At 65.5% G+C, this 15,159-nt stretch carries 17 protein-coding genes; all 17 read right to left on the reverse strand.

The genetic code is table 11. The features are described from left to right. Window positions 1–4: 4 nt before the first annotated feature. Genes JY500_RS15330 through JY500_RS15410 form a run of 17 tightly spaced genes read right to left on the reverse strand, consistent with a single transcriptional unit; the run spans window position 5 to window position 14,935 of the window. Entirely contained in the window at window positions 5–1,228 is a 1,224-nt protein-coding gene (locus JY500_RS15330; protein WP_206253704.1) for a beta-ketoacyl-ACP synthase, read from the reverse strand. Continuing rightward, window positions 1,225–1,950, reverse strand: coding sequence for a 3-ketoacyl-ACP reductase FabG2 (locus JY500_RS15335; protein ID WP_206253705.1), 726 nt, complete (start codon window positions 1,948–1,950; stop codon window positions 1,225–1,227). The genes JY500_RS15330 and JY500_RS15335 overlap by 4 nt, the downstream gene beginning before the upstream one ends. Continuing rightward, complete coding sequence (locus JY500_RS15340) at window positions 1,947–2,393, reverse strand: hotdog family protein (protein ID WP_206253706.1); 447 nt, start codon at window positions 2,391–2,393, stop codon at window positions 1,947–1,949. Before JY500_RS15340 ends, JY500_RS15335 begins: the two co-directional genes overlap by 4 nt. Beyond that, window positions 2,393–3,580: a beta-ketoacyl-[acyl-carrier-protein] synthase family protein gene (locus JY500_RS15345; protein WP_206253707.1), complete on the reverse strand. Its 1,188-nt coding sequence runs from the start codon at window positions 3,578–3,580 to the stop codon at window positions 2,393–2,395. Before JY500_RS15345 ends, JY500_RS15340 begins: the two co-directional genes overlap by 1 nt. Next, window positions 3,577–4,107, reverse strand: a complete 531-nt coding sequence (locus tag JY500_RS15350; RefSeq protein ID WP_206253708.1) for a DUF3261 domain-containing protein — start codon at window positions 4,105–4,107, stop codon at window positions 3,577–3,579. The genes JY500_RS15345 and JY500_RS15350 overlap by 4 nt, the downstream gene beginning before the upstream one ends. After that, entirely contained in the window at window positions 4,104–6,470 is a 2,367-nt protein-coding gene (locus JY500_RS15355) for an MMPL family transporter (RefSeq protein ID WP_206253709.1), read from the reverse strand. Before JY500_RS15355 ends, JY500_RS15350 begins: the two co-directional genes overlap by 4 nt. After that, window positions 6,463–7,068: an outer membrane lipoprotein carrier protein LolA gene (locus JY500_RS15360; RefSeq protein WP_206253710.1), complete on the reverse strand. Its 606-nt coding sequence runs from the start codon at window positions 7,066–7,068 to the stop codon at window positions 6,463–6,465. The genes JY500_RS15355 and JY500_RS15360 overlap by 8 nt, the downstream gene beginning before the upstream one ends. Then, window positions 7,065–7,481: an acyl-CoA thioesterase gene (locus tag JY500_RS15365; protein ID WP_172197596.1), complete on the reverse strand. Its 417-nt coding sequence runs from the start codon at window positions 7,479–7,481 to the stop codon at window positions 7,065–7,067. The genes JY500_RS15360 and JY500_RS15365 overlap by 4 nt, the downstream gene beginning before the upstream one ends. After that, window positions 7,474–9,015, reverse strand: a complete 1,542-nt coding sequence (locus JY500_RS15370) for an HAL/PAL/TAL family ammonia-lyase (RefSeq protein ID WP_206253711.1) — start codon at window positions 9,013–9,015, stop codon at window positions 7,474–7,476. The genes JY500_RS15365 and JY500_RS15370 overlap by 8 nt, the downstream gene beginning before the upstream one ends. Further along, complete coding sequence (locus JY500_RS15375; protein WP_206253712.1) at window positions 8,999–9,991, reverse strand: lysophospholipid acyltransferase family protein; 993 nt, start codon at window positions 9,989–9,991, stop codon at window positions 8,999–9,001. Before JY500_RS15375 ends, JY500_RS15370 begins: the two co-directional genes overlap by 17 nt. Next, on the reverse strand, window positions 9,988–10,728 hold the full coding sequence (locus JY500_RS15380) for a glycosyltransferase family 2 protein (RefSeq protein WP_246479648.1): 741 nt from the start codon (window positions 10,726–10,728) through the stop codon (window positions 9,988–9,990). The genes JY500_RS15375 and JY500_RS15380 overlap by 4 nt, the downstream gene beginning before the upstream one ends. Further along, window positions 10,725–12,404: an ApeI family dehydratase gene (locus JY500_RS15385; protein ID WP_206253714.1), complete on the reverse strand. Its 1,680-nt coding sequence runs from the start codon at window positions 12,402–12,404 to the stop codon at window positions 10,725–10,727. The genes JY500_RS15380 and JY500_RS15385 overlap by 4 nt, the downstream gene beginning before the upstream one ends. After that, window positions 12,397–12,942, reverse strand: coding sequence for a COG4648 family protein (locus JY500_RS15390; RefSeq protein ID WP_206253715.1), 546 nt, complete (start codon window positions 12,940–12,942; stop codon window positions 12,397–12,399). Before JY500_RS15390 ends, JY500_RS15385 begins: the two co-directional genes overlap by 8 nt. Before the next feature lie 6 nt (window positions 12,943–12,948). After that, on the reverse strand, window positions 12,949–13,200 hold the full coding sequence (locus JY500_RS15395; protein ID WP_172197578.1) for an acyl carrier protein: 252 nt from the start codon (window positions 13,198–13,200) through the stop codon (window positions 12,949–12,951). Continuing rightward, window positions 13,197–13,469 (reverse strand): phosphopantetheine-binding protein, encoded by a 273-nt coding sequence (locus JY500_RS15400; protein ID WP_172197575.1) that lies wholly within the window; start codon window positions 13,467–13,469, stop codon window positions 13,197–13,199. Before JY500_RS15400 ends, JY500_RS15395 begins: the two co-directional genes overlap by 4 nt. Beyond that, window positions 13,462–14,235, reverse strand: a complete 774-nt coding sequence (locus tag JY500_RS15405) for a lysophospholipid acyltransferase family protein (protein ID WP_206253716.1) — start codon at window positions 14,233–14,235, stop codon at window positions 13,462–13,464. The genes JY500_RS15400 and JY500_RS15405 overlap by 8 nt, the downstream gene beginning before the upstream one ends. Further along, complete coding sequence (locus JY500_RS15410) at window positions 14,228–14,935, reverse strand: beta-ketoacyl synthase chain length factor (protein WP_206253717.1); 708 nt, start codon at window positions 14,933–14,935, stop codon at window positions 14,228–14,230. Before JY500_RS15410 ends, JY500_RS15405 begins: the two co-directional genes overlap by 8 nt. Between the last annotated feature and the right edge of the window lie 224 nt (window positions 14,936–15,159).

Here is a 15,159-nt window from a genome sequence, read left to right on the forward strand (position 1 = left end):
GAAATCAGACACGCCGGAAGATCAACGAAGTGTTGATGCCGCCGAACGCGAAGTTGTTGGACATGACGTAGCCGGTGTCGATCGCGCGGATCCCGTCACGGATGTAGTCAAGGTCGCCGCAGCGTGGGTCGATCTCGGTGAGGTTGAGCGTCGGCGAGAACCAGCCTTCGTTCATCATCCGCACCGACATCCAGGCCTCCAGCGCGCCGCAGGCGCCGAGGGTGTGGCCCATGTAGCTCTTGAGCGAACTGAAGGGCACCGCGCGGCCAAAGACCCGTGCCGTCGCTTGCGACTCGGCAATATCACCCTGCTCGGTCGCCGTACCGTGTGCGTTGACGTACCCGATTTCGTCCGGCGACAGGCCAGCGCTCTCCAGCGCCAGCAGCATCGCACGGCCCATGGTTTCCGAACGCGGATTCGTGACATGCGAGCCGTCGCAGTTGGTGCCGAAGCCGACGATCTCGGCGTAGATCTTCGCGCCGCGGGCCTTCGCGTGTTCGTACTCTTCCAGCACCAGTGTGCCGGCACCTTCGCCGAGCACCAAACCATCGCGCTTTGCATCGAAGGGGCGTGGCACAAGCTGCGGGGTGTCGTTCGATACACAGGTCGCGAACAGCGTGTCGAACACAGCCGCCTCGGTGGCGCAAAGTTCCTCCGAACCGCCTGCGAGCATCGCCAGCTGGGCGCCGCTGCGGATCGCCTCGAAGGCGTAGCCCACGCCCTGGCTGCCGGAGGTGCACGCGCTGGAAGTCGTGATGACTCGGCCGGTCATGCCGAAGAAGACCGCGATGTTCACCGGCGCGGTGTGCGCCATCATCTTGATGTAGGTGGTGGCGTTGATGCCTTCGACCGTCTTGTTGTTAAGCATGTTGCCGAAGTCGCCCATCGAATTCGGCGTACCGGCGGACGAGCCATACGAAATACCCATGCGGCCGCTCTGCACCAATGGGTCGCCAAGCAGACCTGCGTCACCCAACGCAACTTCGCTGGCACGCACGGCCATCAGCGCATTACGCCCCATGCTTCGTGTGGTTTTACGGTTGTAGTGGGCCGGCAATTCGAAGGGGGCGGCCGGTGCACCCAGGCGTGTGTTGAGGCCCTCGTACTGAGCCCAGTCGTCCATCACCTGGATTGCATTCTGCGAGCCCTTCAGACGCGCCGACACTGTTTCCCAGTCGTGGCCTAGCGGGCTGATTGCCCCCACGCCGGTAATCACGACGCGCTTCATCCTGCCAATCCTCCGTCCACCACGATCACTTGCCGCGTAATGTAGGCCGCCGCCTCGCTCATCAAAAACGCCACGGTACCGGCGACTTCCGACACCGTGCCGGCGCGGCGCAGCGGGATCATGTCGCGAATCTCGGCTGGCATATCGCTCGTCAAGTCGGTCTCGATCAGCCCCGGCGCAACGCAGTTCACCGTGATACGACGTTTCGCAAGTTCCAGCGACAGCGCCTTTGTCGCGCCGATCAGGCCGGCTTTCGATGCGCTGTAGTTCACCTGCCCGCGGTTGCCGATGACACCTGAGACAGAGGCCAGCGTCACGATCCGACCGCCCTGCCGCAGCTGCACCATCGGCATTACCAACGGATGCAGCACGTTGTAGAAACCATCCAGATTGGTCCGCAGCACGGCGTCCCAATCGTCTTCCGCCATCGCCGGGAAAGCCGTGTCGCGTGTGATGCCGGCATTCAGGACAACGCCCCAGTAGGCGCCGTTGGCACCCACGTCCGCATCCAACGCAGCGCGCGCTGCGGCACGGTCGGATACGTCGAACTGCAGCACGCGCGCTGCGCGCCCGAGCGATTCGATCTCCGCCGCTACGGCGAGCGCCTCCTCGCGCCTGCTGCGGCAATGCAGCACAACATCGAATCCATCGCGCGCAAGCTGCAGCGCCACACCACGTCCGATTCCACGACTGGAACCCGTGACAAGAACCGTCCGGTTCATGCTTCAGAACCCTTCAGAAAAACGTTCACATCGTCAGGCTGGAAAGCCGACAGCGTCGCCTCCGCCACTACGGCACCATCGCGCGTGATCCGCGCATCGAACGCCGCCAGCCCGTTGTCACCCTGAAAAACCTGACAGGCCGCTACCTGCAGCACATCGCCCGGCGCAAACCCCGGCACATGGGCCACATAGCGACGCGCGCCCAACAGCAAACCAATCTTCACCGGCGCACCCGCCTTCTGCGCCCGCACGCCAATGAGCGCCGCGACGGTCTGGGCCATGTACTCGATACCGACCCAAGCACCGACGCTCCCGTCGTGGCAGAAGAGCGGATCGTCGCGAACCGTCAGCTCACACAGGACGGCGTCGCCTTCATGCGAGACTAGCCGATCAACCAGCCGCATGCGCCCACGATGGGGCAGCAGCGATTCGATTGCAGGCATCATGGTTCCGCCCCCAGAATGAGGCTCGCATTGTTGCCGCCGAATGCAAAGGAATTCGACAACACATGACGCGGGCGGCGCCCCAGACGCGTGCCCGCGGTAGCCAGGCAAAGGGCCGGGAGCGCCGGATCCGGCTCGCCATCCCACAGATGCGGTGGCAACCAACCGTCAACGTTGTCCGGCTGCAGTGCGAGCCAGGCAAGTGCAGCCTCGATCGCACCCGCCGCGCCCAGCGTATGGCCGGTAAGCGGCTTGGTTGAACTGACGGGCACCGACGTTCCCAGCACACGCGCAATCGCCGGTGCTTCCATCGCGTCATTGTGCGGCGTCGCCGTGCCATGCACATTGACGTAGTCGATGTTCTCGGGAGCCAGGCCCGCCCTTCGCAGCGCCTCGCGCATCGAAGCTTCCGCACCGCGCCCTTCCGGGTCTGGCGCCGACATGTGGTGCGCGTCGGCGCTCTCGCCCCAGCCCGTAAGGCTCACCGCAGCCGGCTCACGGGACACCAGGAACAACGCGGCGCCTTCGCCGATATTGATGCCGTGGCGGTTGCGCGAGAACGGGTTACAGCGCTCCGTACTCACCGAATCCAGCGCGGCAAACCCGCTGACGGTGAATGCGCACAGGCTGTCTACCCCGCCGGCGATCACCACATCGGCCAAGCCCGCACGTAACAGCCGCGCAGCCGAGATCAGCGCACGCGCACTCGACGAACATGCCGTGGAAATCGTGTAGATCGGGCCAGAAGTCCCCAGTGTCTCGGCGAGGCATTGCGCCGGCGACCCGAGTTCCTGCTGCCCATAGTGGTATGCCGGCGGGAATTCGCCCTGCGCCACCCGCTCGCGCATCGCCTGCTCACCCTCGGCAATGCCCGATGTGCTGGTGCCGAGTACCACGGCCACGCGATGCGCTCCGACGCGCGCGATCGCGGCATCGACCTGCGGGCGGATCTGCGCCAGGGCTGCGAGCATCAGCGCGTTGTTGCGGCTGCGCTGACGCAGCGGCAAGTGCGCGACCGACGGCAGCGCCGCCCGTACCTCGCCGACCATCACCTCGCGCCCGGCAAGGTAGCCCTCGCGCATGCGCATGCCCGGCGATTCCCCTGCTTGCAGCGCGGCGGCCACTTCGCTCGGGCTATCGCCCAACGCGCACAGCAGGCCCAGGTGGTTCAGATAGATCGTGCTCATGCTTCTTCAGAATCAATCGTCAGGCGATAGCCAAAGCGGCGGTGCTCAAGCGTCGTCCGCCCCCGCCAGCGAGGCTCGCCGGAATACTCGATATGCAGGATGGTCGCGCCGTTGAGCAGCACGTCGCGGCTATGCGCCCCCTCCTCCACCGACCAGCCAGCTGGCAGGGCCGCCGCGAGCGCCTCGCGCGGCCAGTACGCCAGCTGCAGGTCGCGCAGGATACGCGCTCCCGACACTGCCTCGGGCACCAGCGGACTGCGGTCTTCACGCAGACCGCCGGCGTCCAGATGCACGGCGATCATCCGACGCCCCATCGCCAGCGCAGCAAGGTCGATGCGCTCCGGATCGATGGCCACCACCGCCTCGAAACTGCGCGATTCGCCCATGGCGACCACGGTGATCTGCTGCGTCAGCGTCAGCGTGCGGCCAAAGGCAGCCGGTGCAACGTAACCCAGCGGCACTTCATTGGGTGACGGCCCGGCGCACGCCGCAAGCAACGTCAGCAAGGCCAGCAGCCAGCTTCTCATGCCCGCTCCTTGCGCGCGAAAGCCGGCGCCAGCAGCCACGATGCACCTACGCCGACCAGACACACCAAGCCAAAGACCCGCAGCGCCGGGGTGTGCGACAGCGCGAGCAAGCCGAACGACAGCAGGGTGCTGAATGCAGACAGTGTGACGGCGAGCCACGGATTCCCATCGTCATTGCGCGGATGCTCGAGCAGGAAGATGCCGTAGTCGATGCCCATGCCGAGCACGATGAACAGCCCCAGCACTGCGAACAGCTGAAATGGCAGGCCAGCGATGCCCAGCGCAGCAGCCGCAAGCAAACTCGCCAGCACAGTCGGCACCACCGCACGCCAGGTTTCGCGGCCATAGCGACGCCACAGCAGCCAGAAGGAGCCGAGGTAGCCAAGTACGATCACGCCGCTCATCAGCCCGCGGTAACGCGCGATGACGCTCGATATGCGGCCCGGCTTGTCGACCCAGCTCACGCCGGGAATCCCCTCGCCCAGCGTGCGCAGACGATCCAGCGATGCGGCCCCGGTCACGCCGCTCAACAGCACGACCCCTGCGAACTGCGCGCCGATTCGGCCCAGCCATAGGCTGTGGAAGGGCTCGGACACCGGATGCTTGAGCCAGTCGTCGAAAGCCAGCGGTTTGCAGGCCAGTCGATCGGCCATCAGCGCCGGGTCGAAACCGGTGGTCGCCTCGATGCGCTCGCGCCATTGCGGCGCGCGATACACCGTTTGCAGCGCTGCACAATCGGCTGCTTGCCGGGCTTGCGATGGAATGTGTCGGGCAAGCATGTCGTAGCCGCTCAGCGTGCCGTCGGCAACACGAGCGGCCAGGCGCGCTGCCAGCGCCTCCTGCGCCTGCAGCACCGCTTCCGCGCTGCCCGCCTGCACCACGAAGAACTGCGCTGGACTCGGCACGCCGGCGAGTTGCGCAACGTGTGCCTGCTCTGCCAGCAAGGCCGGCGGCGCCGACTGCAGCGCACGCACGTCGTCCTGAACCTTGATCTGCGCGAGTCCGAGTACCAGCACGGTCAGGGTGGCAAGCGCCATCGCAATGCCCATCGGCCCACGCCCAAACGTCGGCCAGATCGCTCGCAGATGGCCCATCCAGGTGCCAACGCTTGTGCCATGCGTGGCGCGCCACTGAAGATAGGGAAACCACAGGATTACAGTGAGCCACGCGGCGACGAGGCCGACGCCTGAGAACAGCGCCATTTGGCGCAATCCTGGGAAGGGTGCCAACGCGAGCGCGACATAGGCCAGCACCGTCGTCACCATCGCGAGCCAGAGCCCCGGGTTGAGCTGGTCGCGCCGGCGCTTTGGGTCGAAGGGCTGCTCGCCAATGCCGGCGGCGAGAAAGTGCACACCGTAATCCACGCCGACGCCGATCAGGCTGGCGCCGAACACCAGCGTCAGCACATGCACACGCTCGAAGACCAGCCAGGTGGCGCTCATTGCACAGAGAGTGCCGATGAACAGCGGCAACAGCGACAGCACCAAGGCACCCGGGCGGCGGAAGATCAGAAACACCAGCAGGGTCACCCCGAAGGTCGAGCCGAGACCAATCGCGGCGAATTCATTGCGCGCCTCGCTCGCGATCACCGCAGCAATCGGCGCCACACCGGCGATCAGGATCTCGGCATCCGGCGCAGCACCCACGGCGCGCTGCCGGGCCAGGCCGAGGTGTTCCATCAGGTTTTGCTGCGCGTCGAGCGAGAAAGCGCCCTCCTTCAGCGTCAGTAGCACGACGCCCCATTCACGCCCTTCCGCTGACACCCACAGGCGGCCATCAACGGTGCGCACGCGCTGCCCACCGGCCTGATCCATCATCCAGTCGCCGAACAAGCCGAGCGGATCTTCGCGCCAGGCCAGACCGCCACCGCCCGCCGGCGAGAAGAGTCGCGCCAGCGCATGGTCCGCCTGTTTGTCGGCACCCTGAGCGAGCACGCCCCGGCCCGCATCGCTGATCAGGCCGCCGCGATAAGGCGCAAGAAACGCGCGCCATGCGGCGAGGTCTCCACCGCTGACCCGGTGGCGCACCGATGCCGGCACACCGTCGATCCCGCTCAGCCACGCATCCACAGCCTTACGCGTGGTCGCTGCGTCGCGCGCGCCAACCATCACCACCACACGCCGTTCGGCCGACGAGGCCATGCGCGCAAAAGCCGCCTCGGCAACCGGGTCACGGTCGTCCTGCGGCAACAACGCCATCACGTCGGAATCCGGCCTTGGCCGCTCTACCTGCCAGAGCCAGCCCAAGTGCGCGCAGGCGGCAAGCACGAGCAACAGCCACACGCAGGCGAGTGCGCGCCAGCCACCTTCCGGCAGCCACGAGACTTCGTCGCGAGCGTGGGGGGCCGAAGGTGAATCAGTCAAACTGCGCGGCCTCGGCCTTGCCCAACGCCGCTGCCGGCACGATATCAAGCAGGCGAATACGGGTGCGGTCACCGTTGGCGTCGAGCATGTCCACCGATTCGACGAAGCGTTGCCCCGCCAGATCGATCTTCGACAACACCTGCGCCATCGACGCTTCGCGCGGCGCAAGGCTCAAGGACCAGCGATTGCCGTCGACCTTGCCGGTTACCGTGAAACGCTGTTCGAGCTGAGCGATATCGCCAGAGAGCAGCGCGAACATCACGCCGTTGATCGCGCGCACCGCGGGCTCCTTGTCCGCCGACATGCGCATCGTCACCGTGTCACCCGCCTTCTGCAGGATCTCCCCCTTGGTGAGCCGCACGCTGCTCGCGAACGGGGCTTCGGTCTGCCACAACACGCCGCGGTCGCGGGCGACGATGAAGCGCCCCCGCGAAGCGACTGGCTTCGGAAAACCACTCAGCTCACGCACCTGTTCAAAGCGGCCGCTCACCACCGGTGGCTGCTGCAACAAGCCACGCACCTTGTCGACCAACGGGTCGGCCGCATGCGCAACGGAGGCCACCAGCGACAGGCTCAACGCACACAACAAGCGAATCACAGGCTCACCCCAAGCTTCTCAAACAGGACCGGCGGCGAAACGAAGCACATCTCGCCGTTGGCGATCTCCACCGCCACCTGGATCGTCTCGCCCTTGGTCAAGCGCTCGCCGCTGGCTGCATCACGCACTTCGTAACGGATGCGCAGCCGGTTTTCCCATTCGACGATGCGGGCAGACACGCGCAGGCGCTGCGCAAAACGTGCAGGGCGTGCGTAACGGACCGACATGTCGATCACAGGCCAGGCATAGCCCGAATCACGCATCTGCGGATAGTCGTAGTCCAGGCCCTGCAGCAAGGCATGGCGGGCGCGTTCGAAGTAACGCACATAGTTACCGTGCCAAACGACTTCCATCGGGTCGAGGTCGTGGAAAGGCACCTCGATCTCGATCTCGGCCTGCCAGTTGTCACGCATACAGCCCCCAGCGCTGGCTGCGCAGCGCCCCGAGCACGCGATGCAAGTCAGCGTCGAGCGCGCGATCTTCGGCTACGAAAGGAATCAACTGATCAAGGTCGGCAACGAACTCGCCGAGTTCTTCCGTCAGCTCGACGGCCTGCTGCGCGCGCCGCAGCGCGACGCCCTGGCGCACCGCGATCAGATGCCCGGCCGCAACTTGCTCCACCAGTTCCAGCACACGCAACGCATCGCGCGCAGCGATCGTGCCCATGCTGACCTTGTCCTGGTTATGGCACTCGGTCGAGCGCGAGAACACCGAGGCCGGCATCGTCAGCTTCAGCGCTTCGGCAGTCCAGGCCGACAGCGAAATCTGCAGCGCCTTGAGGCCGTGGTTGATCGGCGCGCGCTCGCCGCTGGCGCCGGACAGGTTGGACGGTAGCCCATGGTTGAAGCGGGTATCGACCAGCAACGCCATCTGGCGGTCCATCAGGTCGGCGAGGTTCGCGACGAGGTTCTTCAGGCTATCCATGGCAAATGCGACATGGCCGCCGTAGAAGTGGCCGCCGTGCAGCACCTGTTCACCATCCGGATCGATGATCGGGTTGTCGTTTGCGCTGTTGAGTTCGTTTTCCAGTGTCGTGCGCAGGAATGGCAGCGCATCTTCCAGCACCCCGATCACATGCGGCGCACAGCGGATCGAGTAGCGATCCTGCAGGCGCTTCTCGTTGCGCGGCGGGCGATCGGAATGCAGATCGGCGCGCAAGCGTGCTGCCACCCCCTGCTGGCCGGCGTGCGGCTTCACCGAGAACAGCGTCTCGTCGAAATGGTGGGCGTTTCCGTCGAGTGCAAGGCAGGCCAGCCCGGTCATGCGCGTAGCCAGCCGCGCAAGGTATTCGGCGCGCTCAATCGCGAGGCAAGCCAGGCCTGTCATCACCGCGGTGCCGTTCATGATCGCCAGCCCCTCTTTCGGGCGCAGGCGCAGCGGCGTGATGCCGCGTTCGGCAAAGACATCGGCTGTGTTGCGGATCGAACCTTCGACCCACACCTGGCGCTCGCCACACAGCACCGCAGCAACATACGAGAGCGGCGTCAGATCACCGCTCGCGCCGACTGAGCCTTCGGCGGGAATCAACGGCAGGATGTCCTGCGCCAGCAGGGTTTCGATCTGCCGAAGCAGGCCCCAACTCACGCCCGAAAAGCCCTGAGCCAACGAGGTCAGGCGCGCCACCAGCACTGCACGTGTTTCTTCCGGCGTGAGCCAGCGCCCCAGCCCGCAGCCGTGGTAGGTGAAAAGATGGTGCGGCAACTCCGCGACCAGTGCTGGCGGGATCGTGACGGTGCAGGAATCGCCGTAGCCGGTCGTCACGCCGTAGATCACGCCGTCTTCCGCCAGCAGGCGGTCAAGGAAGGCAGCGCCGCGTTCGATGCGATCACGGAAGGCTGGAGCGGGATCGAGCGCCACGGCAGCGCGCCGCTGACTGGCGGCGACCACGTCGACCGTATGGATGCGGGTGCCACCGACGCGGATGGCAGAATCAGGCTTGCGAGTCATGTGTCACGCGCACGGGGCGCGCCCAGAAATCGAAAAAGTTGAACCACTGCAACGGCGTGCGTCGTGTTTCCGCCTCAAGGCGCGCGGCGAACTCCTGCACCAGCGGCTGCAAGGCCGCTTCGCGGTTGCGCCGCGGCAGCACGATGCGATCGCGGAAGCGCTCGAAACGCACGCGAAAACCCTTGCCTTCAGCGGTCGGCCACATCAGGAACACCGGTACGCCCAGCACCGCTGCCAGCACCCAGGGGCCGATCGGAAATGGCGCGGCCTTGCCGAGAAACGGGGCTTCGAGCACCCCCGCATCCTGCGTGACCGGGACACGATCGCCAGTCATCACGATGAAGTCGCCGTCGGCAACGCGCTCCGCGAGGAACATGGCCATCGCCGGATCCAGTTCGGTCACCTGAATCAGGTTGAGCTGGCTGTCCGGATTGAGTTCGGCCATCAGCCGGTTGAAGCGCGCCGCGTGCCGCGTGTGCACCAGCACATGGATCTTGCCGGCGTCATGGTAGCTCGACGCCAGCGCCCGGCTGGCCTCGAAGTTGCCGAGATGAGCGGTGACAATGAGGCCACCGCGTCGCGCGCGAAACGCCTCGGCACACAATTCGGCCCCCTCGACGATGCAGCGCGCCGGATCGAGTCCGCCATTCCAGACCATCAGCTTGTCGAGAATGCACTCGGCGAAGGCCACGAAGTGGCGCAGCGATGCCCAGCGCCCGGGCTCGACGCCACTCGCCCGCAAGCGCTCGATGTAGGCCAGCGACGCTTCACGTGCGCTGCGCGCGCTCAGCCAATACACAAAAACCACCGGGTACAGCGCCAACTGGAACGGCAGGCGCCCCAGCGCGCGATGCAGGCGATAGAGCAGCCGCATGCCGAAGATGAAGCCCACCTCGTCCATCTGCGCCCAATGCCGTGCGCCGCGCGCAGGCGGCTGCCCTGCCCCGGGCGCGGGGCTCGCCTGCGGACGATTCATGCTGCACTCCGGAAGTGCCGCAGCAGCAGGCGCGGCGCCCTCGGCAACATGCCGAAGAACAGGCGCGTGTGCATCCACGAAATCGCCAAGTTGTCCGCCAGCGGGCGGAAGTGCGACACACCACCTTCCGGATAGCGCACATGGGTTGGCACGTTTCGGATCGGCAGGCCGGCCCAGTCCAGCCTAACCAGAACCTCAACATCGAAGTCCATGCGGCGTCCGATGCGGGTGCGCTGCAACAAGGGCACCACCGCATCGAGCGGGTAGACGCGGAATCCGCACATCGAATCGGTGATGCGGAACGAGAGCGTGTTGATCCAGACCCATACATGCGTGGCGTAGCGCCCGTAGAGACGCCCTTTCGGCACACTGGCGTCATAGACCGGGCAACCGATGATCGCGTGGTCGGGCGCAGATTCGGCTTCGGCGAGAAAACGCGGCACGTCAGCCGTGTCATGCTGGCCGTCGGCATCGATCTGCAGGGCGTGCGTGTAGCCTGCCGCATGGGCAGCGCAAAGGCCGTCGGACACCGCCGCGCCCTTACCGCCGTTCTGTTGCCGGCGCAGCACCGTCACATCAGTGTCAGCCGCCGCCAGAGCGTCTAGCACCGTTGCGCACTCGGCGCGGCTGCCGTCATCCACCATCAAGACGGGCAGGCGCTGCGCGCGCAGGGCCGCCACCACGCCGCCCACTGCATGCTCGTGGTTGTAGACCGGGATCACGGCGCAGCACTTCACCGCGCAGCTCCAAACATCAGGCGGCCACTCGCACAAGGGCGTTCGCCATCGGTGATCCGAAAGGCCACGGCCGCCTTCGCAGGCAAATGCTCAAGTGACAGCACCAAGCGGCAACCGGGGCGCACGACGTGCTGGAACTTCAGGGCATCAACACCGCGGAATGGCGCCGCAATGCCGAACATGTCCTGTGCCCAGCGCATCGCCCAATCGAGCTGTACGACACCCGGCAGGATCGGCGTATCGGGAAAATGCCCTTCAAAGGCAGCGAGTGAGGCCGCCACCTCCAACGCGACGACCGCTTGGGTATCGCTCACCGACAGCACCTGCGCTTCCGGCTGCTCGGCCGAGGCGCCGAACAAGGCCACGAGCAGCGCCTGCGGCGTCTTGCCCAGCGCGTTGAGCGGTATCGTTTCGACATGCCGCCAACGCCGCGGCAGCGCCAGCGCTTCGACATCGCCAGCAATCGCAGTGCGCAAATACCCGTGCAGCCCCGCACGACCAAGCCGAGCAAGCGCGGCATGCCCGGTCTCGCTCAACACGAGGACCGCCCCCAAACGCCCCTCCGGCAGCACGCAGCAGCGCGCCTCGGCAATTTCAGGTTGGCCGGTGAGTGCGCGCTCAACCGCGTCGAGCGACACCCTTTTTTCCTCGACCTTCACGATACGGTCGGCGCGACCCAGCAAACGGAAGCCCGCCCCGATTGGCTGCGCACGATCGGCGGTGTCGTACCACGCAGCAGGGTCGGGCATGAAAGGAGAGCGCAGACGCAGTCCAGTCTCCGCGAATTCAAGGTCAACACAGCCGTGCTGCTGCCACACCGCATCAAGCGCCGCATCGGACTGGCTCCGCCACGCGATGCCACCCGTCTCGGAGCTGCCATAGACCTCGATCACGGGCACACCCAGGGTGCCACGCACCGCGAGCGAAGCGTCCCGCGCCAGCGGCCCGCCCGACGAAAAGACGATGCGCGGCGCTGGTGGCAGCGCATGCAGCGCCAGCGCTTCGGGCCAGCGTCGCAGATAAGCGGGGCTCGACACCAGCACCGCATCTTGGCCCCCCAATGCGGCGGCGACGGCCTCGGGATACAGCAGTTGCTGGGCGAGCAGCACGCGACCACTGACCACGGGCCACAGCAAACGAAACAGCAGCCCGTAAAGGTGCTGGTGGGAGACTGTGCCCACAATCGTTGCATCGGCTGCCGCCTCTCCCCAGGTCGACTCAATGACGGCGAGTTCGGCAGCCAGTTGGCGCAGTCGTTTTTCGATTGCCACCGGCGCGCCGCTGGTGCCCGACGTGAAGACGACCAAGGCTGGCAGTTCGCCATCAAGCGCCGCGAGGGCGAAATCAGCCGGCGCGGGCTCTGCGATCGCGCTCGCTGGGCCGGCCAGCCAGCCGTCGACCTCTCCTTGCAAGCGCTGAAGTGTCGCCGGCAGAAGGTCACCCGGCAGTACGACCGTTTTGCCGGCCGCCCAGGCACCGAATAGGCGCACGGCGGCTTCATCGACGTCGCCGCAGTAAAGCCCCCATCGCGCGCCCGGCATCTCGCCCAGGCGCGCGGCCCACGCGCGTACACGCGCGAGGAACATCCCCCAGGAAACGAGGCTGCCGTGGCTGAGCGCGAACGGCGTCTCAGGCGCGCGCGCCTGTAACAGCGCGCTCGAAAGGCGATCAAGCACCGGCAAGCCTCCGCTTGACGCGCTGACGGACCACCCATTCCGCGGCAAACAAAAGCCCCATCGCGACGTAAGACAGGCAACCGTTGTACAAAGCCCAGATCGCGTCCGAAGCCCACAGCGCTGTCGCGAGCGAGATGCTGCCGTTTATCACGAAGAAGCCGCACCAAACCTGCGTCACGCGCCGGACATAGGGCACTGCGGCGTCCGGAAGATCCGGTTCTTGCAGGCGCGCGAAACGCTCGATGACGGTTGGCGGATGCAGCAGGCTCCAGCCGAACACCGCAAGCAAGCCAAGGTTGATCGCCAAGGGGTAGAAGCGCAGCGGCAGTGCGTCATTGGAAAGCAACGCATAGCCGGCGATCAGCGTTGCCGCACCGACCCACGTCCACGCCATACGATCGCGCGGACCGACGACGAGGCGTGTCAGGGCCGCGACCAGCAGCGCAGCCGCCAGCCAGCGAGGCGACACCCAGCGCTGGCCAAACGCAAGTGCAAGCGGAAACAGGATCGCAAAGAGCGCGAGCACGCCGTTGGGCATCGTGCGTCAGGCGGCTTCGGCCATCACACCGTAAAGCGCATCCACCACGTCCTGCACGGTACGGACCGTCTTGAAGACCTCGGGCTGCATACGCTTGCCGGTCAGCTCCTTGGCGCGGAGCATGAGATCAACCGCATCGATCGAGTCGATATCGAGATCCGTGTAGAGATTCGATTCCGGTTTCACGTCGGCCGGATCGATCTCGAAAGTGTCGTGAAGCACGCCCACGATCCAGGCATAAATCTGCTCGCGGTTCATACAGCCTCCTGCGTACGCCGGCGCGCCTTGACCAACTCGGCGAGTGCGGCAACGCTGGCGAAGTGCGCGCGCGTCTCGTTCGAATCAGCTGACAGCGTGATTCCGTAATGTTTCTGCAGCGCGACGCCAAGCTCAAGCGCATCGATCGAATCGAGGCCCAGCCCATCGCCGAACAGCGGTGCATCGGTGTCGATATCGTCGACCGAGATGTCCTCGAGGTCGAGGCAGTCGATGATCATCTGTTTGATTTCTTTGTACAACTCATCCATGGCGCAACAACTCCTGGGCGAAATGCCGTTCGAGATCCTGTGTCAGATGCCGGGCCGCGAGAGCAAGAGGCAAATCGGGACGCAGGTAGGGGGTGACGGGTATGTCTTCCCCCACGGAAAACACAAAATGCGGCCGCCGAAGCGGCACTCGATACCACTTCTCCCCCTTGGTCAGCATGATCGGGCTGCACTGGATATAGACCGGTGTCAGCGCAAGCGCACCCCGTACCGCAAGGTTTCCGGCGCCGCGCTGAAACGAGAGCGGGCACCCGGGCACCGTGCGCGTACCTTCCGGGAAGATGATCAGGTTGCTGCCGTTACGGACCGACGCGATGCAGGCATCGACGACTTCCGGGCCGGAACCATTGCTTACATAGTCAGCAGCCTGGACCGGGCCGCGAGTGAACGGATTACGCCACAACGCCGCCTTCACCACGCAATCAGCATTGCGCACCAGCGACATTAAGAACACGACGTCGATCAAGGTCGGATGGTTCGCAACAACCAGGAGCCCGTCCCGCTGCAGCCGCTCGACGTTCCGAAGCTCATAGGTATAGATGCCCATCACGCGCATCTGCGCGACGAACACTCGGAATGCGAAGCGGATCACGTTGCGTGAAATACGGCGGCGCGCGTTCCGCTCCCAAACCGCGATGCGAATCAGCGGAAAGATCAATAGCCCAAGCACCAGTCCGCCGAGCCCGAAACTCGAGAAGCAGAACGCGGTCGCGAAGATCCGCCAAGCGCGATTAAACGGACTAGACACGCCGCACCTGCCACCCGCGAGCGCAGTCGAATGAAACGGAGTCGCCGGCCAACCACCGCGTCCAAGCCAGCACCTCTGGTTCGGAATACGCGGGCGTTGGCACCGCCGCTTGCGACAGCGCCAGGCCGGTGCCGTCGCCAAGCCGGAAAATGCCCGCCCAAGCGGCAGGGAGCTCAGGCTCAGTCACATAACTTGAATAGCAGGCGGGCACCGGCTCATCACTCAGAATCGCCAGAACTTCAGCATGACCATCAGCCAGAAAGGCCATTACTTCGGCGAGCATCGCGAAGACCCCGCCCGTCTCAGCAGCGAGCGCCGTATACGGCGCCGAATCCTTGCGCACGATGCCGAGCAAGCCAGGCGCCGCGTTGTGCACCGACGCAGCAAAGCCGGCCGGCGACAAGGTCTCACCTCGCGCAAGCGCCTCGAGCAACTCTGCGGAACGGCCGACCGATCCATGCCTCGACACGTACACGACCGGCAAACCGGTTCGATCGCCCAGAACATCGAACGCGGCACGCAAGGTCATACGCGCCAGTCGATCAGCCCGGCGTCGCAGCATTGCCGGAATTTCCGGCAGCACGGGCTCACCGGCGGACTCAGGTGTGCGAAGACCGTCGGCCCACTCCTGCCACGCAGCGCGATCCGGCAAGCCGGGCGCCCACGCCGTCCAGGACGACACGCTTAGCAAACCCGACATCACACAACACCCGCAAACGCCCGGCCCGCACCCAACGCTGCGCGGGCGCGCATCGGCAGACAAAAGACAGCAAAGATAGATACGGGTGCGCGCATCGAGTTGCCACAGCGCCACGAGTCGGCGCAAAAAAGTTCGGATTGTTTGCTAATCGCCGGTGCCGCGGCGATGCAATCGCTCACGAACTCCACAATCAATCGAGGGGCAAATTATCCCAGGCGATGATC

Source organism: Niveibacterium microcysteis, from assembly GCF_017161445.1.
In the GTDB taxonomy this organism is placed as follows: Bacteria; Pseudomonadota; Gammaproteobacteria; order Burkholderiales; family Rhodocyclaceae; genus Niveibacterium; species Niveibacterium microcysteis.

Coding starts and splice junctions, on each gene's coding strand:
- JY500_RS15390 (WP_206253715.1), bottom strand. CDS start 12,942: ATGCCCAACGGCGTGCTCGCGCTCTTTGCGATCCTGTTTCCGCTTGCA.
- JY500_RS15370 (WP_206253711.1), bottom strand. CDS start 9,015: ATGACTCGCAAGCCTGATTCTGCCATCCGCGTCGGTGGCACCCGCATC.
- JY500_RS15410 (WP_206253717.1), bottom strand. CDS start 14,935: ATGTCGGGTTTGCTAAGCGTGTCGTCCTGGACGGCGTGGGCGCCCGGC.
- JY500_RS15335 (WP_206253705.1), bottom strand. CDS start 1,950: ATGAACCGGACGGTTCTTGTCACGGGTTCCAGTCGTGGAATCGGACGT.
- JY500_RS15330 (WP_206253704.1), bottom strand. CDS start 1,228: ATGAAGCGCGTCGTGATTACCGGCGTGGGGGCAATCAGCCCGCTAGGC.
- JY500_RS15400 (WP_172197575.1), bottom strand. CDS start 13,469: ATGGATGAGTTGTACAAAGAAATCAAACAGATGATCATCGACTGCCTC.
- JY500_RS15340 (WP_206253706.1), bottom strand. CDS start 2,393: ATGCCTGCAATCGAATCGCTGCTGCCCCATCGTGGGCGCATGCGGCTG.
- JY500_RS15365 (WP_172197596.1), bottom strand. CDS start 7,481: ATGCGTGACAACTGGCAGGCCGAGATCGAGATCGAGGTGCCTTTCCAC.
- JY500_RS15350 (WP_206253708.1), bottom strand. CDS start 4,107: ATGAGAAGCTGGCTGCTGGCCTTGCTGACGTTGCTTGCGGCGTGCGCC.
- JY500_RS15375 (WP_206253712.1), bottom strand. CDS start 9,991: ATGAATCGTCCGCAGGCGAGCCCCGCGCCCGGGGCAGGGCAGCCGCCT.
- JY500_RS15395 (WP_172197578.1), bottom strand. CDS start 13,200: ATGAACCGCGAGCAGATTTATGCCTGGATCGTGGGCGTGCTTCACGAC.
- JY500_RS15345 (WP_206253707.1), bottom strand. CDS start 3,580: ATGAGCACGATCTATCTGAACCACCTGGGCCTGCTGTGCGCGTTGGGC.